Origin of the sequence: Psychrobacter fozii, assembly GCF_003217155.1 — a bacterium.
Classification (GTDB): Bacteria; Pseudomonadota; Gammaproteobacteria; order Pseudomonadales; family Moraxellaceae; genus Psychrobacter; species Psychrobacter fozii.
Window position 1 is genome coordinate 293611 of record NZ_QJSU01000001.1, and the last position, 21909, is coordinate 315519.

At 43.5% G+C, this 21909-nt stretch carries 18 protein-coding genes and 1 pseudogene; 14 read left to right on the forward strand and 5 right to left on the reverse strand.

Annotated features, from left to right (window positions below; all coding sequences use genetic code 11):
- Positions 1 to 30: 30 nt before the first annotated feature.
- Positions 31 to 330 (reverse strand): LPS translocon maturation chaperone LptM, encoded by a 300-nt coding sequence (lptM, locus tag DFP82_RS01190; RefSeq protein WP_110921897.1) that lies wholly within the window; start codon positions 328 to 330, stop codon positions 31 to 33.
- Positions 331 to 974: 644 nt separating this feature from the next.
- Between lptM and DFP82_RS01195 the strand changes: the two genes are divergently transcribed.
- The 10 genes from DFP82_RS01195 (at position 975) to tdh (ending at position 12287) form a co-directional block, all read left to right on the forward strand.
- Positions 975 to 2204, forward strand: coding sequence for an acetate/propionate family kinase (locus DFP82_RS01195; protein WP_110921898.1), 1230 nt, complete (start codon positions 975 to 977; stop codon positions 2202 to 2204).
- 187 nt (positions 2205 to 2391) lie between these two features.
- Positions 2392 to 4539: a phosphate acetyltransferase gene (gene pta / locus DFP82_RS01200; RefSeq protein ID WP_110921899.1), complete on the forward strand. Its 2148-nt coding sequence runs from the start codon at positions 2392 to 2394 to the stop codon at positions 4537 to 4539.
- Positions 4540 to 4788: 249 nt separating this feature from the next.
- On the forward strand, positions 4789 to 5712 hold the full coding sequence (locus DFP82_RS01205; protein ID WP_245905581.1) for a nicotinate-nicotinamide nucleotide adenylyltransferase: 924 nt from the start codon (positions 4789 to 4791) through the stop codon (positions 5710 to 5712).
- Between the two features lie 141 nt (positions 5713 to 5853).
- Positions 5854 to 6267: a ribosome silencing factor gene (gene rsfS, locus DFP82_RS01210; RefSeq protein ID WP_110921901.1), complete on the forward strand. Its 414-nt coding sequence runs from the start codon at positions 5854 to 5856 to the stop codon at positions 6265 to 6267.
- A gap of 227 nt (positions 6268 to 6494) precedes the next feature.
- Positions 6495 to 7268: an MOSC domain-containing protein gene (locus DFP82_RS01215; protein ID WP_110921902.1), complete on the forward strand. Its 774-nt coding sequence runs from the start codon at positions 6495 to 6497 to the stop codon at positions 7266 to 7268.
- A gap of 126 nt (positions 7269 to 7394) precedes the next feature.
- Entirely contained in the window at positions 7395 to 7838 is a 444-nt protein-coding gene (locus DFP82_RS01220) for a hypothetical protein (protein ID WP_110921903.1), read from the forward strand.
- A gap of 198 nt (positions 7839 to 8036) precedes the next feature.
- Positions 8037 to 8918, forward strand: a complete 882-nt coding sequence (locus DFP82_RS01225; RefSeq protein ID WP_110921904.1) for an N-acetylmuramoyl-L-alanine amidase — start codon at positions 8037 to 8039, stop codon at positions 8916 to 8918.
- A gap of 50 nt (positions 8919 to 8968) precedes the next feature.
- Positions 8969 to 9715: a pyridoxine 5'-phosphate synthase gene (locus DFP82_RS01230; protein ID WP_110921905.1), complete on the forward strand. Its 747-nt coding sequence runs from the start codon at positions 8969 to 8971 to the stop codon at positions 9713 to 9715.
- Positions 9716 to 10007: 292 nt separating this feature from the next.
- Positions 10008 to 11198, forward strand: coding sequence for a glycine C-acetyltransferase (gene kbl / locus DFP82_RS01235; RefSeq protein ID WP_110921906.1), 1191 nt, complete (start codon positions 10008 to 10010; stop codon positions 11196 to 11198).
- A 63-nt stretch (positions 11199 to 11261) separates the two neighbouring features.
- Positions 11262 to 12287 (forward strand): L-threonine 3-dehydrogenase, encoded by a 1026-nt coding sequence (gene tdh / locus DFP82_RS01240; RefSeq protein ID WP_110921907.1) that lies wholly within the window; start codon positions 11262 to 11264, stop codon positions 12285 to 12287.
- A 275-nt stretch (positions 12288 to 12562) separates the two neighbouring features.
- On the opposite strand, the gene DFP82_RS01245 is transcribed toward tdh, so the two are convergent.
- Positions 12563 to 12961, reverse strand: coding sequence for an ACT domain-containing protein (locus tag DFP82_RS01245; protein WP_110921908.1), 399 nt, complete (start codon positions 12959 to 12961; stop codon positions 12563 to 12565).
- A gap of 277 nt (positions 12962 to 13238) precedes the next feature.
- Here DFP82_RS01245 and DFP82_RS01250 point away from each other — a divergent pair, with 277 nt between their 5' ends.
- Together DFP82_RS01250 and DFP82_RS01255 are read left to right on the forward strand one after the other, a co-directional pair.
- Positions 13239 to 13808 (forward strand): DUF6932 family protein, encoded by a 570-nt coding sequence (locus tag DFP82_RS01250; RefSeq protein WP_110921909.1) that lies wholly within the window; start codon positions 13239 to 13241, stop codon positions 13806 to 13808.
- Positions 13801 to 14709, forward strand: a complete 909-nt coding sequence (locus tag DFP82_RS01255) for a hypothetical protein (protein ID WP_110921910.1) — start codon at positions 13801 to 13803, stop codon at positions 14707 to 14709. The genes DFP82_RS01250 and DFP82_RS01255 overlap by 8 nt, the downstream gene beginning before the upstream one ends.
- 91 nt (positions 14710 to 14800) lie before the next feature.
- Here DFP82_RS01255 and DFP82_RS01260 read toward each other — a convergent pair.
- Positions 14801 to 14938: pseudogene (locus DFP82_RS01260) on the reverse strand (phosphoribosylformylglycinamidine synthase subunit PurQ); the annotation flags it as partial.
- Positions 14939 to 15077: 139 nt separating this feature from the next.
- On the opposite strand from DFP82_RS01260, the gene DFP82_RS01265 reads away from it, so the two are divergent.
- Complete coding sequence (locus DFP82_RS01265) at positions 15078 to 15698, forward strand: glutathione S-transferase family protein (RefSeq protein WP_110921912.1); 621 nt, start codon at positions 15078 to 15080, stop codon at positions 15696 to 15698.
- 215 nt (positions 15699 to 15913) lie between these two features.
- Here DFP82_RS01265 and purL read toward each other — a convergent pair whose 3' ends face one another.
- On the reverse strand, positions 15914 to 19912 hold the full coding sequence (gene purL, locus DFP82_RS01270) for a phosphoribosylformylglycinamidine synthase (RefSeq protein ID WP_110921913.1): 3999 nt from the start codon (positions 19910 to 19912) through the stop codon (positions 15914 to 15916).
- A gap of 561 nt (positions 19913 to 20473) precedes the next feature.
- Between purL and DFP82_RS01275 the strand changes: the two genes are divergently transcribed.
- Complete coding sequence (locus DFP82_RS01275; RefSeq protein ID WP_110921914.1) at positions 20474 to 20968, forward strand: pyridoxamine 5'-phosphate oxidase family protein; 495 nt, start codon at positions 20474 to 20476, stop codon at positions 20966 to 20968.
- A gap of 85 nt (positions 20969 to 21053) precedes the next feature.
- Here the strand turns inward: DFP82_RS01275 and DFP82_RS01280 are convergent, their stop codons facing one another.
- The gene (locus DFP82_RS01280; RefSeq protein ID WP_110921915.1) at positions 21054 to 21827 is read right to left on the reverse strand and encodes a hypothetical protein; all 774 of its coding nucleotides are present in this window, start codon (positions 21825 to 21827) and stop codon (positions 21054 to 21056) included.
- Positions 21828 to 21909 lie beyond the last annotated feature (82 nt).

A 21909-nucleotide genomic window follows, 5' to 3' on the forward strand; every position in this document is an offset into this window, starting at 1 on the left:
TTATTCGGAATTATTGATGCTCTTATACGATTAATAATCGTTAGGATCTTCGTTCACGTCTGATAGTACTTGCTCTAAATAGCGAGCGTTCTGTTCATCATTACTTGCCGATGCTGCATTGTTTGACTCTCCAGCATTAGACAGCATCTCTGACCCTGCCGCCTTTGAGCTGTTGGAATCGGCTAGATAGAGGTCGCCCTTTTGCCCGCAGCCCGTTAACCCTAACATGACCGCACTACCGATAATCAATGCAGAAACAGCACGGCGACTGGCGTTAATAGATAAATGAGAATTGCACTCAGTGTTTGAAACACGGCGTATAGTAAGCATAGGGCAAATAACCTTGCAGCAGTGTGAATATGATTGAAAACAGGACGTTTACGACTGAAATATTCAAAATATTATAATCTATGTAAGCATAGCATTGTATCAGGAAAGCAGTAAGCCTCTTGAGGGTGATTGACCAATAATTTTGCTAACTTTATGATTTATAAATACAGCTTGTGGCGATAATAATTGATACGTATTATTTGGTAAATTTTGAGAAATCGACACAATTCATATGGCAATTGTTGTGTGTAAAACACAGTTTTATGGTGCAAAACACGGTTAAACACATTTTGAAAAACTTTCTTACAATTTTTATTGCGGGCAATCTTGCCTTTATAGCACTTGCTATTTGATGGCTATATTCGGTGCACAGGTGTAACAATGCTTGACGATGTTCAATCTTAAACCTTATAGTTACTGTGGTATAAGATACTAATTGTGTTACATTATACTCCGAAAATATCGCTTTGATGGATTGCTAGAAGCAACCAAACAAAGTGACGAGTAGGGATTTATTGGTAGACCTGTAAGCGTGATATCGCTTATTTCATTTTTATGAAAGGTCTGCTGATTTTTGTTTGTTCGGCGGAAATTAATCCGCTATGATTCACCCCTTGTCAAAAAACATAATCTAAGGATAGAGCATGAGCGATAGCACCCCCATCTTTAATGATCGTAATACCGGCAGATCAAAACTTATCAACCCTACTTTGGTTCTCAACTGTGGTTCATCTTCTATCAAATATGCGCTAATCAGCGAAGACGAATCCACTCGTATTACCGGTCTTGCCGAAAACTTGGGGCTTGATACCGCTCGTATCAAACATACTACTTTAAACGGCGAAAAACTTGAGATTACCATCCCTGGTGGTCGTCATGAGTTAGCGCTTCAAAAAATCCTAGCACTACTTGAGCAATATCATTTTGTCGCTGTAGGACATCGTGTGGTTCACGGCGGTCGTGAGTACTCAAAAGCCGTCCGTGTTGACCAACATGTACTTGATGAAGTAAAACGCTTAAAAATCCTAGCACCTCTACACAACCCTGCTAATGCATTAGGTATTGAAGCGGTTGAAGCCATTTATCCTGACATCCCACAAGTGGTCGTTTTTGATACTGCATTTCACCAAACGATGCCACCAGTTGCTTACCGCTATCCAATTCCAAAAGCACTATACGAAGAAGAAAAAATCCGTCGCTACGGCTTCCATGGCACCTCACATGCTTATGTCTCAGAGCGTGCCAGCGAAATTACAGATGCTAAAGGTCCACATGGTTGGCTGACCGCTCATCTAGGCAATGGTTGCTCAGCGACTGCCGTCTATAACGGTGAAAGCTTGGATACGAGCATGGGTCTGACCCCGCTTGAAGGCCTAATGATGGGTACGCGTAGTGGTGACGTCGATCCTAGCTTGCACATTCATCTCAAGCGTAAACTGGGTATGAGCCTAGAAGAAATCGATACTATGCTTAATAGTGAAAGTGGCTTATTGGGTATCTCAGGTCTGTCGAATGACTTGCGTACGATCGAACAAGCAGCGAATGAAGGCCATAAAGACGCTCAACTCGCCATCGAAATGTTCTGCTATCGTGTCGGTAAATACCTAGCCAGTCTAAGCTGTGCGCTACCTGACTTTACTGGTATCGTCTTTACTGGTGGTATTGGTGAAAACTCAGCAACCACACGTGCTCGCATCTTAGATGTTATGCGCCACTTCGGTATCCAGTTTGATGCTGAAAAGAATGATGATTTAGTCGGCGGTGCAGAAGGCAGCTTCCAAGACGAAGGTAGTAGCATCGAGCTGTGGGTTGTCCCAACTGATGAAGAATGCCAGATCGCTAAAGAAACCCGCCAAGCATTGGGTCTACAATAGAAAATAGCTCGACTATTACAGTGATGCTTATTTAGGGGCTTATGTCGTATAAATATTTTTATATGACATAAGCCTTTAAGTAACGGCTCTACTGACCAATCACTACAAGCGAAAGCAGCAGCCATCATTTTAGCCATTCAGCAACACCTCTCTCACGGATATAATAAAATAAATAGTAGGATATGCTATGCAAACCATTTTACTTGTACCTATTAGTCGCGGTATCGGCCTGACATCAGCAGCGCTAGGTCTCATTCGTGCGCTCGATTATAACGGCGTCAAAGCCGGTTTTATGAAGCCATTTTTGCAAGATGATACGCTCGATAAGCAAAACAGCCTAGACAGCTCAAGCGCATTAACCATGCATGCATTCGGTCTGACACCGCCTAAATCTATCAACCGTCAGCGCGTTGAGCGTATGATTGGTGATGGCAATCTTGATGAATTGATGGAAGAAGTGATCGAAAACTTCCATAGCATCGGTGATGACCAAGACGTCGTGATTTGTGAAGGTTTAGTACCCACTACTGAAGCCTCTTATGCATCACAAATTAACCGCGCTATTGCCCACGCTTTAGATGCCAAAATCATCTTTGTGAGTACAGTCGATACCAAAAACCCAGCTCATTTAGCCGATAAGCTGGATGTGCATGCTCGTGAATTTGGCGGTATCGCGCATGAGCGTACTTTAGGCTGCATCTTGATGCGTGTGCATGATGTGCCAAATACTTTTGACACTCAGCCTGTAGCACCGGGCGAAGCCATGGTCAGCTTGGATGCTGGGTTCATGCAAGAAGTGCAACGTCTGTCGCCACATTTTGATACCGATCGATTCCGCCTAATCGGCGTGGTACCTTTTAGCGATTCATTGTCAGTGCCACGTACGTGGGATATCGCCGCAGAGCTAGATGCTACTTGGTTAAATGTCGGTGAAGCAAAGACACGCCGTATCAATCATATTAGTTTGACAGCTCGTTCAGTCGCGCGCGTTGATGAAGTATTCAAACGTGGTACGCTCATCGTCGTACCTGGCGATCGTGATGACTTATTACTCGCCGCCGCATTGGCCTGTATTAACGGTATCCCGTTAGCAGGTCTAGTACTGACTGGTGGCGTCTCACCAAATGCAACTGTCGCTGAGCTATGGCAATCTGCACTCAAAACAGGTATTCCTGTCATGAGTGTTGAAACGGATAGCTTTGAGACCGTACAGAGCTTGATGCACATGAGTGCTGAGATTCCAAACGATGATATTGAGCGTGCACAAGAAGTCACACGCTATGTGGCCGCGCACTTAAATCTAAGCTGGATTAAAGAATACTTTAGCCATGACCATCAGCCGCGCCTATCGCCTGCCGCCTTCCGTCATCAAGTGGTCAAAAAAGCACAAGCAGCTAAGAAACGCATCGTATTGCCAGAAGGTGCTGAGCCACGTACGGTAGAAGCTGCCTGTATCTGTCAAAGCCGTGGTATCGCTGATTGCGTACTGCTCGCAAAACGCAGCGAAGTGGAACAAGTTGCCAAAAATCGCGATTTAATCTTGCCAGAAGGCATTGAGATTATGGATCCTGACACGCTTGATATGAGCAAGTATATCGCTGCGGTCGTTGAACGTCGTAAAGGCAAAACGACCGAATTGGTCGCTGCTGAACAGCTTGAAGACACCGTATTCTTAGGTACTATCATGCTACAGATGGGTGAAGTGGATGGATTGGTCTCAGGTGCTGTGCACACGACTGCCAACACCGTACGCCCAGCATTCCAGTTAATTAAAACGGCACCGCAGTACTCATTGGTATCTTCTATCTTCTTTATGCTGCTACCTGAGCAAGTCGTGGTGTATGGTGATTGCGCCATCAACCCTGACCCAACGGCGGAAGAGCTGGCTGAAATCGCTATCCAATCTGCCCAGTCTGCAGCAGCATTTGGTATCGAACCAAAAGTAGCAATGATCAGCTACTCTACTGGCTCATCAGGTACAGGCGCAGATGTTGAAAAAGTCATCCGCGCGACCCAAATCGTTCGTGAACGTGAACCAACACTTGCCGTTGATGGCCCATTACAGTATGACGCTGCATCGGTCATGAGTGTCGGTAAACAAAAAGCGCCTGACTCACCCGTTGCCGGACAAGCCAACGTCTTTATCTTTCCAGATCTAAATACGGGTAACACCACGTATAAAGCCGTACAGCGTAGTGCCAATGTCATCAGTGTTGGGCCGATGCTACAAGGTTTGAATAAGCCAGTAAACGATTTATCTCGTGGTGCATTGGTTGACGATATTGTCTACACCATCGCGCTGACTGCTATTCAGGCGCATAGCGATTTGATTTAAAAAATTTGATTTAATCGTCACACTGTTTATTGATGAGAAATTTGCTGATTAAAATTTTGGTGATTAGCAATATATAACTAAGCCGACTGTCACTATGATGGTCGGCTTTTTATTACCGTTTTAATGACAGAAGCTGACCTGCCCACTACAATAGCGCTATCGTTTCTTTTGAATCCACCATCACGTTTTTCTTACCAGCCATTTGACCTCGTTATTTATACCTAATATGACCGACAATTTATGCTTAATATGACTAACCATAAACAGACTCAACATCCTGCGCCTGCCATCCGTGCTTATCTTGGTGGTTCATTTGATCCTGTGCATAAAGGTCATTTGCAAATAGCCATGTACGTTTATCAGCATTTATTGCCGATGGCGAAGCAGCTAAATTATGAGTTGCATGTTTCACTATTGCCCAATGCTCGCTCACCTTTTAAACAACAAAGCACCGATCCCAAGCATCGTTTGGCTATGTTAAAACTGGCGACAATCAATACACCGATAAAGATAGATGAGCTTGAACTGTGGCAAGCGCCACCTGTCTATACGATCGATAGCGTACGTGCGTTACGGCAGCGCTATCCGCATGACAGTTTGATATTCATCATCGGCATGGACAGTGCGCTGAGTTTGAGCAAATGGAAAGAAGGACTTGGGCTGACTGACTACGTCAATCTGTGGATTTTCAATCGTGATAGCGTGTCGGATGCTGATGCTGATATTAAAACCAATATTAATAATCATAATCTCGCTGAAGATATGCCGAAACTCGTGGACGAAAGCTTTATAACGCAAGACGTGACTGAATTGCAGTCACAACTACCCGCGGAGCTGCAATGTTTGGTAATCGACTCAACGACTGAATTGATAATGGCCAACGCTCAAGTACTGGTAAATAAAAGCGCTCTAAAAAATAACTATCAAGGTCACATTTATATAGACCCGCGCCCTGTGACAGCCGTATCCAGCACGCAAGTACGTCAAAAACTTCAGCAAATCTCTCACGCATTAAATATAAAGCACACTGCCGAAATGCAAATCGCATCTTTGCAACCAATAAATGATATCATGTGCAATACTGAACTTAATCCATTAGCTAAATGGCTAAATCCTGCTGTTTATCAATATATTATCGCCCATCAGCTATATTCTGCTGCTCAATTCCGTTAAAATCGCCTTATCTTTGTCACTTTGCCTATCCTGTCTGTATATGTGACGGGCGACATCTAGTTCATTCGACAATGCCAACGCATGCAAATTGACGATTTACCTTTTTATTTTTAATATTTACGATTCAAGAGATCAAAATTTATGACCAACACCATGACCGAAGAACGCTTAAAAGAATGCTTAGCCGTTGTTGAAACTGCTCTAGACGACATGAAAGCAAAAAACATCACCGTGATGAATGTAGAAGATTTGACTGACGTAACAGAACGCATCATCATCGCTGATGGTACGTCTAAGCGCCACGTACGCGCGATGGCTGACAGTGTCGGCGCTGAAGCCAAGCAAGCTGGCTTTATGCCACTTGGCCGTGAAGGCGGTATCGACTCTGATTGGACGTTAATCGATTTGGGCGCAGTTGTCGTCCACATGATGACGCCACAAGCACGTGAGTTCTATGACTTAGAAGGCCTATGGTCATCACCTGAGCAGTTGGCTGAGCTGGTCGCTGTGCCACGTGAAAAGAAAACTGCGGGTCGTCGTAACAAAAACAAATAAGACTGTTGATTACGATATCTGTTCAACATTGAAAAACGTACCACCAAAAAGACCAGATGATTATTCTGGTCTTTTTTTTATGTAAAAATAAGCGGTTCTGTGTCTAGTACACGCACTGATAAATATTCTGAAAATGGTTCAAGATTACGCTAAGATATCAGCAACCAGACAGCATTACTGCCTCAAAAAACAACCAACCATCAGAGCGGCTTATGAGCACAGAACCGATGATATCTACGCTACCAGCAACGGCACAAAGCAAGCCAGATTTTAACCAAGACCTGCCACTACATATCGCCAACTTAACCTGCGTCCGCGCTGGCAAATCTATGCCATTCACCCGTGAGCAACTGAGTGCCATTGACAAAGCGCCAATCAAAGCGCCTGTCGCGGTCAATTTCATGGGTTTGATCACTGATGAGCAAGCCGATCGTAAACATCATGGCGGCCCGCTAAAAGCCGTGCATCAACTGGCGCCTGCGACTTATGAGAGAATCAATACAGAGTTTGGCCTAAAGGTACGCGTCGGTACATTGGGCGAAAACCTTACGACCGAATCTGTCAATGGCCTACCGGAAATGACTGAGTCTACGGTTTGCATTGGTGATGTTTTTCAATATGGTGGACATTTTGAGAACGGTCAAGACAATAGTAATGATGGCGATTGCGTTCAGCTACGTATCGTTCAACCGCGACGCCCCTGCTACAAGATTAACGATCAAATCGGACAGTTTACCAAAGTGCCAAATATCGCAGCATGGGTAAGCAAACAAGGTATCTCTGGCTGGTATTTCCAAGTCGTACGTGACGGTCTGATTGATGCAGGTTTACCAGTTTACTTGATAGAACGCCCCTATCCGTTTGCAACACTTGAGACACTGTGGCAACTGGCCAACTCTAAAGAGAAATACAATGCTGATGTGATCGAGCCATGGCTCGCGATTGAGTGTTTGGAAGAGAGTTGGAAAAAGGTCTTGGCTAAGAAGATTCAAAAAACTTAAAACCTGACCCTGATAAATACGGCCAAGCTTTCATTTTATGAATGATGACAAAATATTATTGATATACAACTGCTAGGGGTTTCATTATTATTTATATATAACGCAAACATTATTATGGAGCCATCAGTGTTTAATAGAAAACTATTACTGACCATCCCCATCTTGGCATTAAGCGCTTGTAGCCAAATCGCGATGTCCGACACTGCTAAGGTTAAGGTGAACTCAAATCTACAGGCCTCATCAGCTACCAATAGCTTTCAAGGTATATGGGAGGGTCAAGGTTACCAATACGACATTGAGGAAAGTTGGACTATCAAGCTTGCAATAGTCGGCGGTCAATATAAAATTGACTATCCATCATTGCAATGTGGTGGAGTATTGACGCTGTTGAATGCAACTGCCGATAAGATGGAGTTCAGGGAAAAGATAACCTATGGCCCATGTGTCGATAATGGTGATACGGTCATTACTAAGACTGGTGCTAATACGGCAAGCTTTGCTTGGTATAGCAGAGATGGATCGCAAGGTGCGGATGGTACTCTCAGAAGAAGATACTCCGACGTGCATTGATTACTTTTTTCATTTAGCACATCACTCAAACTACTTAAAATGATTTATCATGGTTTCCGCTCGGATTATAGTCCTAGCGGATTTTTTGTAGCAGATATTATCGATTCAAAAATCCACTATGATTTAATGTCACACTCTCGCTATCATAATGGCTGATACTAAAATGTATGAAATCATTTATTCTAAGCAAAACATAATATGATAAAAAATACCGTCTTTCTTACTACTGTTCTTGGCATGATGTTTTTATCAGGCTGCGTGACCACTACCTCTCCAGTAGCGACCACCAAGAGCTACATCGTGGATAGTAAAACCTATCAAGCCACTGGCAAAAGCGAACGCATCAAAACCATCGTCTTGCACTATACGGTCTCAGACAATGACAGATCCATCAAAACACTGACCACAGGCAAGGTCAGCGCTCACTATCTAGTGTTAGATAATGACGATAATAAAATTTATAATTTAGTACCAGAAAATGAACGCGCTTGGCATGCGGGTGATGGCGGTTTTGCAGGTAGAACCATTTTGAACGATACTTCTATCGGTATAGAAATCGTCAATGCAGGAATTGCACCTGAGTATCAAAATGCCCTAAAAGACGGCAAGCTGGCGTATCATCCTTATGAGCATTATGTGGCTTTTGACGAGTTACAGATTAAAAAAGTCGCGGAGCTGGTGCAAGATATCACGGCAAGATATGACATCTCACCAAAGAATATCATCGGTCATTCTGATATGGCACCCTCACGTAAGATAGACCCCGGTGCCAAGTTCCCTTGGCAGCAGTTGTATAAGCAATATGGCATCGGTGCTTGGTATGATGACGCTGATAAGTTTGCTTTTATGGATATAGAAGCATTTGCAGCGGCCACGATACCTGAGATCAAGCAGCAGTTTCGTGATTATGGCTATCAGATAAATAATAGTGACGAATGGGACAAAGCCAGTCGTGATGTCATCTATGCCTTTCAGCTGCACTTTCGACCTCTGAATCCAACGGGCGAAGTAGATTTAGAGACTTATGCTATTTTAAAGGCATTGAATAAGAAATATGCTGATACCAACGATTTTTATTAGCCATTAATAACCAAAAATCTATCCATAACAACAATGAGAAAGGAAATATTATGAGCACATTGTTTAGCGTAAATTTGAATAAGTTGGCTTTGATCCGTAACTCTCGCGGTACTGACTACCCTAATCTGTTGTATTTTGTGAAGAAGCTGATTGATCTAGGTGTCAAAGGCTTTACCGTACACCCAAGACCCGATGAGCGTCATATCAGATACCAAGATGTCTATGATATCAGTGCATTCTTAAAGGACTATCCAGAGATTGAGTTCAATATCGAAGGTAATCCGAATGAGCAGTTTTTAAAGATTATCCGTGAGGTAAAACCACATCAATGTACGCTCGTGCCAGACAGTGACGATCAGCTGACCTCTGATCATGGCTTTGATATCATCACCCATCATGAGTTTTTATCAACATTGAGCAAAGAACTGCAAGCGTTCGGTACGCGCTGTGCGGTGTTCATCGACCCTGATATCGAACAAATCAAAGCGGTCATCGAGAGTGATGTACAGACGATCGAGATGTATACCGAAGAATGGGCGCGCGCTTACAGTAATGGTAAGAGCGATGACAATATTGATTTCGATGAGGTCAAGCAACGCTTTAGCGATTGTATCAACCTAGCCAATCAAAACGGTATCCGCGTCAATGCGGGTCATGATTTGAATTTGGAAAATTTGGCTGATCTGCTCGCGCTTAGTGATATCGCTGAGGTGTCAATTGGTCATGCCTTTACGATTGAGTCGCTAGAGCAAGGCATGGATAATGTCGTACGTCAGTATTTGGCGATTTGTGGGTAGTCCATACTAGGGCGTGTCTTCAATTCACTCGATAGTCCTCTAAATGGGCTAAAAATAGCTAAATCTTGCCAAACATCGTCAAATAGCTGGTTAATATCCCGATATTATCTGCGCTATTTTCCTTGTTTGACGGCAATTTATCTCATTTTTATCACCATTTTTGAAATGAAGACACGCCCTAATAAGCAAATAGTTTGGTTCTATCAGCAGTATTAATATCTACACTATTAGGGTCTGTTGAACATCCAACAGACCCTCAGCAAACGCCAATAATATTAAAAAAGGAATCTTTATGTATCAAGACTTTCAGAAACACTTACAACAAGAAATCAGTGATATACGTGCAGCGGGATTGTATAAAACCGAGCGCGTTATCACCTCTCCGCAAGATGCGCTCATCAAGATCGCCGATGGCCGTGAGATGCTTAACTTCTGTGCCAATAATTACCTTGGACTGTCTGACCACCCTGAGATTAAAAAGGCGGCTATCCAAGCCATCGAAAACTCAGGTTATGGTATGTCATCGGTGCGTTTTATTTGTGGTACGCAAGATTTGCATAAGCAATTAGAAGCGTCAATTTCTAAGTTTTTTAATACCGAAGATACGATTCTTTATGCGGCCTGTTTCGATGCCAATGGCGGTGCCTTTGAGCCATTACTGACCAGCGAAGATGCCATTATTTCTGATTCGTTAAATCATGCCTCAATCATCGACGGTGTGCGCCTGTGTAAAGCGGCTCGTTATCGCTATGCCAATGCGGATATGCAAGATTTAGAAACGCAATTACAAGCGGCGCAAGCACAGCGTTTTCGTTTGATTGTGACCGATGGTGTGTTTTCAATGGATGGTAATGTGGCGCCAATGGATGAGATTTATGCGTTGGCACAAAAATATGATGCCATGGTGATGATTGACGAGTCGCATTCAGCAGGCGTGGTCGGTCGCACGGGTGGCGGTGTGACTGAATTGTTTGATCTACGTGGTGATATTGAGCTGATCACGGGTACTTTAGGCAAGGCGTTTGGCGGTGCTATTGGCGGCTTTACGACAGGTAAAAAAGAAATCATAGAGATGTTGCGTCAACGCTCACGCCCGTATCTGTTTTCAAACTCCATTCCTCCCATGGTGGCGGCGGCTGGGGTAAAAGCGTTTGAAATGCTGTCGCAAGACAATACCCTACAAGATAAATTGCATGAAAATACCGCCTATTTTGTGAAGCAAATGCAAGACGCGGGCTTCGATATCAAGCCTACCGAATCGGCCATTTGTGCTGTGATGCTCTATGACGCCAATGTCTCCCAGCAAATGGCAGATGAACTGCTTAGCGAGGGCATTTATGTGATTGGCTTCTTTTACCCTGTCGTACCCAAAGACGAGGCTCGCATCCGTGTCCAGCTCTCTGCCGCCCATACTCGCGAGCAGCTAGACAAGTGTATCGCCGCCTTTATCAAAGTCGCCAAGCAAATGAAGGTGATTGATTAAGCGTCGCTCGATATTTACCTAGATTCAACCATTAAGTACAACACCGTTAAATAAGAGAAAAGTATGAAAGCACTGGTTAAAGCCCATGCCAAAAAAGGCATCTGGATGCAAGACATGCCAGAACCTACGGTTGGCATCAATGACGTTAAAATTAAAATTAAAAAAACCGCCATTTGTGGGACAGATTTGCACATTTATAAGTGGGATGAATGGTCAGAAAGAACCATCAAGACGCCGATGATCATCGGACACGAATACGTCGGTATCATTAGTGAAATGGGCGATGGTGTAAAGCACTTTGAAGTGGGTGATCGAGTCACAGGCGAAGGCCATATCGCTTGCGGGCATTGCCGTAACTGCCGCCGTGGTAAGCTACATGTGTGCGAAAACACCATAGGTGTGGGCGTTGATCGCGACGGCGCATTTGCCGAATATTTGGTGATACCTGCCGATAATGTCATCAAACTCGATGAGCGTATCAGCGATGAGATGGCAGCCATTATGGACCCCTTTGGTAATGCCACGCATACTGCCCTTTCATTCCCTGTCCTTGGTGAAGATGTGCTGATTACGGGCGCAGGGCTGATTGGTTCTATGGCGACAGCGATTTGCCGCTTCGCAGGGGCACGTAATATCGTGGTCAGCGATATCAGTGATTATCGCTTAGCGCTTGCCAAAAAGATGGGCGCGACGATGACCATCAACCCAGCCAAAGGTGAAACCATCGAAGGCGCCATTGCTGAGTTAAAAATGCACGGCTTTGATATTGGGCTTGAGATGTCAGGCTCGCCTCAGGCCTTTGACTCGATGATTAGTAATATGTATAACGGCTCTAAAATTGCGCTCTTAGGCATTTTGCCTAACACCACCACGGTGGATTGGAGCAAGATTATTTTTAAGGCGTTAACCCTAAAAGGTATTTATGGCCGTGAGATGTGGGAGACGTGGTATCAGATGGAGCAAATGCTGATTAGCGGTATTGATCTGTCGCCAATCATTACCCATCGCATGCACATTGATGACTTTCAAGAAGGCTTTGATATCATGGAAAGTGGGCAATGCGGTAAGGTAATTTTAAGCTGGGATTGATAACGTAGTGCGTCAGTATTTGAGAACTCGTGGTTAGGGTTTAAATTATCACGACTGATAAAACGGTACTGATTTCAGTGCCGTTTTTTTTGATGTTAAGAAGTGCTAAGGTTCATGAGTTGATTGCTAATGCTAAAAAATTTTGGAATATACATAGTTCGGTAAAAACATATTAGCTTTCATTTTTAGAGGTTTTTTTAACTACTTTAGTTACGAAAGCTATGTATTGTCTCATACCTTCTCTTTTACTATTTACCTTATCATTCTTAAAAATGTTATATATTACTCAGCTCTTTTAACGCAGATAGCGCCTGCTCCGCCTTATCCTCCGATACAAATATATGGTCGTGATAATAGGCAGCGATCACATTGGCGCTAATACCTTTTGAGGTCAGTTGGGTTGACACGGCTGCGGTTAGACCTACCGCTTCTAGGCTTGAATGCACCGTTAGAATGATTTGCCGAAATACGCCTTCGTACTGTAAACCTGCCTCGTCAGCTTTGTCTTTTGTCAAAACCAGAGTCAGCCCTTCTGTCTCTACAAACGTCGCTATTGGCGCTAAGTTTACGTATTCCGCCAGTTGACCTTTCACGGTACAAAAAACAAATAACTCATCAATCAGTGCTGGCTGCATCGAACTGAGCAGTTCGTTTATATCTGTGATACCTGACATTTTTTCGCTCCTAGATATATTTTGTGACTCTCATCTGCTTTTCGTCCCCAGTAACCGAAAGGGAAAATGGGTGCAGATTGTAGGCGTTGAGTAGGAGGTATAGAGTATTAGATATATAGCTAATAACTACTCAAGAAACACCTTGCTAAACTATTTCAAAAATAAATTACAATTTATATATATACAGTATAAATGTGGAATTTAGTCTATAATTAATTTATATAGTTATTCTTTTAGAGCACTCAAGAATTGTTCAGAACATTTAAAGAGATATAGAATGTGGAATATACAAGGAGTTGTACCGCCAGTTGCTGTTGGTGAAGCAGGACATAGCACCAATCGTTCTCCATATTTAGTCAATATTATTCAATTTGTGAAAGATTTTGCTCTTTCAGCTCAACGAATAGATATATTGATAGGATTCTTAGAATACAGGCAAGCGCTCTACTCTGCTGGTATTACAACAGGTTTTCAATGGATAAACGGTAGTTTTGTTGAGAATGTAGAGGTATTGGCTGGACGCGCTCCAAACGATATTGATGTAGTCACTTTCTCTAATTTATGCAACACTGTACCCAATTTTGAAGATTGGGTTAGTCAAAATTTACCTTTATTCAGTGCTCCACAGGCAAAGACTCAATACAGGGTCGATTGTTATTGGGTAGATATGGATGCGGAGTTCAATGCAGACTCAATTGAGCGTTGTACTTACTGGTATAGCATGTGGTCACACCAAAAAGAAACTAATCTTTGGAAAGGTTTTTTTCAAATGACTTTATCTCCTGAAGATGACAAAAGAGCTGCTGAATATCTTACTAGTTTAAATACAGAGTCTAATCATGCGTGAAAGCGATTACAACAAGTTGCTTGCTGAAAAAAGTACACTTGAAAGTCTAATTGAAAAAACGCCCTCTTATGCTATCGTTGATAGAATAAGTCTAGAGTCTCGTCTTCAAAGTGTACAAGAAAATATTCAAAGAATTGATACTCGTAGATTAGTTAAAACGACCACTTTTACATTTAGAGGCAAACCAGTTGATAGAAGTCACGGTATTACAGCAGAATTTTCTGGCAAAGCTCTTGATTGTTTAAATGATATGATTGCAAGTGTAGTAGCTAGTCTAAATAATAATTTAAGTTCTTGTGGCCCTATACCAAACAAAGAACAAAACCAACTGTTAATTACTGGCACTGCAACAGGCTCATTTGGCTTCGAACTAGAATTACCAGAACCTAATCAAGATTTGCTCGCAGAAAGAAACGGGACTGAAGAAGCTATCGACGATATTCAAAAATTATTAAGTTATGGTATTGATGGTACAGATGAACAAATTAGCGATGTAATAGAAGATATTCATCCTAGAGCTGTTCGTAAAGTATATGATTTTCTTGATCTTATGCTTCGCAGTGAGGCTTTATTTGCAATTGAGTATAACCAGAACCTAGTAAGAATCGATTCAAAAGAAACTCTAGATAAACTCATTAGTAGATTTTCAGATGAAAACATTAATGAATATGAAGAAGAGTATAGTGGTGAATTCGTAGGAATTTTACCCCACTCTAGAAATTTCGAGTTCATAGAAAATTCTAACCAAACTTTAATAAGAGGAAAGATTGATAATTCTTTTTCAGATCCAGATGTTATAAATCGCGAATATTTACACAAATATGTTTCTGTGAAATTCTGTGTTATTCAGGTTGGTCAAGCTAAGCCTAAGTATACACTAAAGGACATAAGAGAGAGTTAACAAATACTTTAGGTACATACACAAAAAAGGTGAGCATTACGCCCACCTTTTTTTACATCTAAAATAATACTTTAAGCTAACTTAGCTTAGCCTATCTAAACCAAGCACAAGCGTTACGGAACATACGTATCCACGCACCGTCCTCATCCCACTCTTCTGGTTTCCAGCTATGATTGTAGGCTTTTAGGTTACGCTCAGGATGTGGCATCATAATCGTCACACGACCATCAGTGCGGGCTGCATCGAACTCAATAGCTCATTGAGATCTGTGATTCCTGACATGGCTTAACTCCTAAATGTACTTAACCCTAGCATTCAATGCTGATGATAGATATATTACCACTTGATTGTTATAACAAGGATAAGCCATGTACACCTTATACGGTAATAAAATATCCGGAAATAGCTATAAAACGCGCCTAACTTGCGCATTATTAAACATTGATTACCAGTGGGTTGAGGTCGATATATTGACACAAGAAAGCCGACAAGAGGCATTCTTACAAATCAATCCACTAGGTCAAGTACCCGTTTTATTAATCGAACCTGACGACTCATCTATTGGTTGCAAACCTACCAAAATATTAGAGTCGAATGCGATCATCAGATATTTGGCGGATGGCTCATCACTTATTCCAAACGCTGCCATAAAGTACGCAGAAATGTGGCAATGGTTACTCTATGAACAAACTGAGGTTCGACCTAACATAGCCTCTGTGCGTTTTATTAAAAAATTCCAGGATATGATGCCCAGTAGACTGGCCGAATATCAGCAGAAGTTTGAGAAGTCAAAAGACATTCTTAGTTATTTGAACGAACATCTTCAAAATAAAGCCTACATATTAGGAGATGATGTGAGTCTTGCGGATATTAGCTTATATGCGTATACGCATAATGCAGAGGAAGGTGGGCTGGAGTTATTGCCTTATAAAAACTTACTCAATTGGCTTAAACGTATCGAATTACTGCCCAATTTTGTGAGGCCATAAATAGCCACCTTGGGGATCAGCTCTCCTGCTTCTTAAACATCCGAACGTCAAACACAAAAAAGGTGAGCCGAAGCCCACCTTTTTATCTTAAAAAATAGCTATCTAAAACTATAAGCAACTGCTAGAGGTTTGAGTAGCGAGAAAAACATGCGCAAGCACTAGATGTCGTAGGTTCAGCAAGTTTGACGAAGCTAATCAAGCATCTAGGTTTGCGACTAGCGCAACCAAGCTCGGGCATTGCGGAACATACGCATCCACGCGCCGTCCTCGTCCCACTCTTCTGGTTTCCAGCTGTGGTTATAGGCTTTTAGGTTGCGCTCAGGATGCGGCATCATGATAGTGACGCGACCATCAGTGCTACACAGACCCGTGACACCGCCGACAGAACCGTTTGGGTTGAGCGGATACGTCTCAGTTGGATGACCTTGGCTATCGACATAACGCATCGCAAGCTGACCGTGTTTTGCCATACCTTCGATTTCGTTGTTGTCTAGTGTGGCATAGCCTTCACCATGCGCCACAGCGATAGGCAAGATGCTGTCTTGCATGCCTTTGAACAGGATAGACTTGGTACGCTCGATTTTCACATTGACCGTACGCGCTTCAAAACGTGCCGATTGGTTGGCGATGAAGCGTGGGAAGTTATCTGCACCTGGGATGAGGTCTTTTAACTGAGCCATCATCTGACAACCGTTACAGACACCTAATGAGAAGGTATCAGGACGGGCAAAGAAGCGGACAAACTGCATGCGTAGCTCATCATGGAACAAGATAGAGTTCGCCCAACCTGAGCCAGCGCCCAGTACGTCACCATAACTAAAGCCACCACAAGCGACCAGACCGTCGAAGTCACGTAGATTGATGCGGCCATTCAATAGATCGCTCATGTGAACGTCAACTGCTTCAAAGCCAGCTTGGGTAAAGCCTGCTGCCATCTCTGTCTGACCATTGACGCCTTGCTCACGCAAGATAGCGACTCTTGGTTTATTCTCACGACTGGCTAAATATGGTTCTTCAACTTTTTGATTCAAATCAAAGTTTGGCGCAGCGATTAGGCCTTTATGGCTCGTATCAGCAATCAAGTCATACTCTTGCTGTACGCACGCTGGATTATCACGGCGACGCGCGATTTGATAACTGACCTGCGTCCATGCTTGCTGCAATTCAGTACGGCTGAAGCGTAAGGTGTCATCACCCATAAGCGTTGGCGTTTGGATAAGCAGGCTATCTTCTTCAGAGCTTTGACCAACGAGGCTCAGCATATCAACAACGTTAAACTCTTCTGCCAATTGCATTAGAGCAGCGACGTTTTCTGGCAATACTTGGATGACTGCACCCAACTCTTCACTGAACAGTTGACCGAGTAAGTTATCGTCCGTCAATGACAGTTTGATGCCTTGACGGCTAGTGAACTGCATCTCTGCGATAGTTGCCAGCAGACCACCATCACCGATATCGTGATAGGCGCTGATGACGCCTTGCGCGTTACCCGCTTGGACAAAGTTAAAGAAGTCGACCAAGTCGCTTGGCTGTGCTAAATCTGGGCAATCGTTACCCAATTGACTCAGCGTTTGCGCAAGGATTGAACCGCCTAGACGTAGCTTGCCTTTAGACAAATCAATACGGTAAAACGCGCTATCGCCATTGATTAGCTCAGGGGTTAGCGTTTTTGCCACATCAACCACAGGAGCAAAGGCGGTAATCACTAGGCTCATTGGTGATACGACTGATTTATCCGTCTCACCTGCTTCACTGCTGTCAGTCCAGTTGGCACGCATCGATAGCGAATCTTTACCGACTGGAATCGCGATACCTAGTGCTGGGCACAGCTCTTCGCCGACTGTATATACCGCGTCAAACAATGCTGCATCTTCCGCATCATCACCACAGGCAGCCATCCAGTTCGCTGACATCGTAATATCAGACAACTGAGCAATACGCGCACCAGCGATGTTGGTAATCGCTTCACCAATTGCAAGGCGTGCTGAGGCTTGTGGACTGATTAAGGCAACTGGTGTACGCTCACCGATACTCATGGCTTCGCCGCTCATCACCTGACCATCTAGCGCAATCAAGCCTGATGCTGTCACAGCACAATCCGATACAGGCACTTGATAGCGACCCACATACTGATCACGCACGACCATACCAGTGATAGAACGGTCACCAATGCTGATCAAGAATGATTTGCTAGCGACGGTTGGGTGACGCAAGACGTCTTTGATAGACTCAGCTAAATTGACTTCATTTAAATCTAATGCAGGTAAGCTGGTGTCATGACGCTCAAAGCTACGCTTCATCTTCGGCGTGCCACCTAGCAATACTTGCATCGGCATATCGACAGGTTGGTCTTCTAGCAACTCGTCATTAACAACCAATTGACGCACATCCGTGGCTGTTCCCAAGATGGCATACGGGCAACGCTCACGCGCACAGATCGCATCGAATTGGGCTTCGCTTTCTGGGCGAATCGCGAGGACATAACGCTCTTGCGCTTCGTTTGACCAGATGGCCATTGGCGACATGCCAGCTTCTAACGATGGGATTTTACGCAGGTTTAGTACCGCGCCCATCTCGTGGTCATTGACCAACTCTGGCATTGCATTAGAGATACCGCCAGCGCCCACATCATGTAATGACACGATAGGGTTGCCGTCTTTGCCATTATTGCTCGCATCAACGTCATTACCGGCTAGTGCCCAGCAGCGATCCATCACTTCTTGGCAACGACGCTCCATCTCAGCATTGTCACGCTGAACTGAGGCAAAGTCTAAGCCTTCATCAAGTGAACCACTATCAACTGAAGACGCCGCACCACCGCCCAGACCAATCTGCATGGCAGGGCCACCAAGGACGATTAACAAATCACCTTGTTGAATGGCGTTTTTTTCAATGAGGTTGCGTTTGATATTGCCGTAACCACCTGCCAGCATGATTGGCTTGTGATAGCCGCGCATCTCGCTGCCATCTTTTGCCGCTGATGTATCAAGCTGGAAGCTGCGGAAATAACCGCATAGATTAGGACGACCAAACTCGTTTGAGAAGTTGGCTGAACCCAGTGGTGCTTCAGTCATAATCTCAAGACTGGTTGCCATACGATCTGGTGTGCCATAAGCCTGAGTACTCAATTGACCTGACTGCTCCCACTTCTCAGCAAGCTCTGGGATATGTAGGTGTGATACATGAAATCCTGTCAGACCTGCTTTTGGCTTACCACCACGACCTGTTGCGCCTTCATCACGAATCTCACCACCAGCACCTGTCGCTGCACCCGCATACGGGGCGATAGCCGTTGGATGGTTATGCGTTTCGACTTTCATCAGAATGTCGATTGCTTCTTGATGGAAGTCGTAAGGATGGGCAGAGTTTGCGTCCATCGCGTCAGTTGGAATCGGGTAGAAACGCATACCCTCAGACCCTGCCATCACCGCAGCGTTGTCTTTATAGGCAGACAAGATACCTTGTGGATTCGACTGGTAAGTATTCTTAATCATTTGGAACAGTGACTTTGGCTGTACTTCGCCATCAACTGTCCACTCAGCGTTAAAAATCTTATGACGGCAATGCTCTGAGTTTGCCTGTGCAAACATCATCAGCTCAACGTCAGTTGGATTACGCTTTAGCTCATTGACATAAGCATTCATCAAATAATCAATGTCTTCACTTGATAATGCAAAACCAAACTGGGTATTGGCAGACTCTAATGCTGACTGACCTTGTCCGATGACATCAATATGATTCAATGATGCTGGCTGCTCGGCATCAAACAATTTGTTCAAATCATTCAAATCATAGACCAAGCTCTGGGTCATACGGTCAAACAATAATTGCTCAGCGTCTACTGGTAGTCTTTCGCCTGCTTCACCATCGATTGTTAGGGTATAAACAACGACGCGCTCAACACGGTTGATCTCAATTTCACAGTTATTAAAAATATCAGTCGCTTTACTTGCCCATGGCGAAATCGTGCCAAAACGTGGACCAACGATAACTTGTAATTGATTGGCCTGTGGGTCGGCAAGGACATTGCTACTATCGACAGCAAGTAAGTCTAGCGCTTTTTTATACTCATCACCTTCGAGCTTGCGTGATAGCACATACACTTGTTGGGTACTTATTTGACTGACATTGAGCTCGGTTTTTTGCTGAAACTGACTGATGAGTTGCTGCGTCTGAAAATCGGTAAGAAACGGTTGTCCGGCGATGGTCATCATAAAGGCATAATCCGTAAGATCAAGGCATCTCTGCCATGCTAAGTAAATGGTCTGCGTATTATAACAAGAAGCCCTGTAATAAGCAGGTCTAAACCAAGATAAATTGCCGAAAAGCGCATTTATTGAACTCGCAAACGGTTAGCAAATAATTGCCTTGTTCTTCCCTTTAACCTTCTCCCTGATCTACTCTTTAGGCTTCTATCTTAGAAATCATATTACATACCGTTTTTTCAAAGCAGCAAACTTGGGTGGGCGCATACATTCGATTCAATTTAAAAGCAGTACAAGGCAACTGAATGTAGATGTACATTAAATACCTCAAGCGAAGTTAACGCAGTAACACTTTTATAGTGAAATGAGTATAACGTCATAATTTTTACTTAACCCTTATACTCCTTACAAACTCTCACATCGTATTACTGGCAACCTATATAAATAGACCACTAGTTATCGGTATTCTAAGTACGAATTATCAAAAAGCTAAAAAGTAATAAATAAAAATCTACCTAACAAAAACTTCATAACTATTAATCAAATACTATAAAGAAAAGGAAATTTACTATGAGTAGACAAGACCATATCGATAAAGTGCAAGAACTGGTAAAAGACATTAAATTTGCCATGATGACCACTCGCACTCATGAAGACCATCTACATGCTTGCCCAATGACTACCAGTGAAACCAGCATTGGCGCAAAAGAAATTTGGTTCATCGGTGATAAGACCACTGAGACGGTCAAAGATATCGAAAAAAACCCACAAGTAAACTTGGCTTACGTCAGCCAAGATGCTAAGAATTATGTCTCTATCAACGGTAAGGCAGAATTGGTCGAAGACCAAGAGAAGCTTGATGAGCTGTGGTCGCCAATTTACAATGCCTTCTATGAGCAAGGTAAAGAAGATAAGAATATCCAGTTGATTAAAGTCGTACCACACGGTGCAGAATATTGGCTCAGCGGTAGCTCAGTGGTTAACATGTTTAAGATGACTACTGCTGCCGTCATGGACGGTAAGAAAGCGACCAATCTAGGCGAAAATAACTCAGTGACGCTATAAATTATCTGATTTATAAGCAGTAAAAACAAAAACGCCAGTGGCTAATGCGACTGGCGTTTTTTTATGCGTTATCTATTGATATATATTACTGCGGTGGTTTCGCATAACCATTGTCTGCCGGATAAGCTTGCGGCTGTTGAGGTTTCGGCTTAGTAGGATCATACAGCCCATAAACTGCCGTACCGATTACACCCGTATTATTGATAGAGCCCGAGCTGGTATTGGCAGCATAGGCACTCTCTGGCTTGCTAAAAATAAAGGATGCCACTGAGCTTTGGCTCTTGCGGAAACCTTCAATCACCAAATCGTCATTTGGTTCCAATACATATCCGCTGTCATAACGACTGGCAGCACTGCCATTGAGGACATTTATGCCATCGACACTAGCGACGATCTCATAAGTATTGGCGCTGTTATTATGATACACCAAGCGGTATGCCTGACCTGCTTGACCTTGGACATAGTAGTTGCCCGAGTCCCGATAAAGTGATAGTGCACCCGTATCTGTTTCCATCGAAAAATCAACCTTGCCAGCCAATAATGACATGCTATTGACGGCTCGGCCAGTATAGGATTTGTCTGCATAACGAACCTGCATCTGCTCAATAGGCTCAGGATTGGTACGGCGCAAATCAACAGTAGTGACCTCTGAGTTAACATCATCTCCCCATTTGGTCCCCAAGCGTTCCGATTCAGCAGCATCCTGAGTAGAACGATCTGCACTAGAGTCTGTTTGGATAGACTTTTCTTGCTGAATAGCTGAAGTGAATTGCTCTTGCATATTTGAGCCTGAAGAGCACCCTGTCAGCAATGCAACTAACATAACGGCAGCGACTGACTGTTTCTTATGTAATGCCATACCTATTTCCTTATTTGAATGACCTCTTATCATAATTCGGCCAATTCTCTTGTATTTTGTTTACTAATTTTGAGTATATATC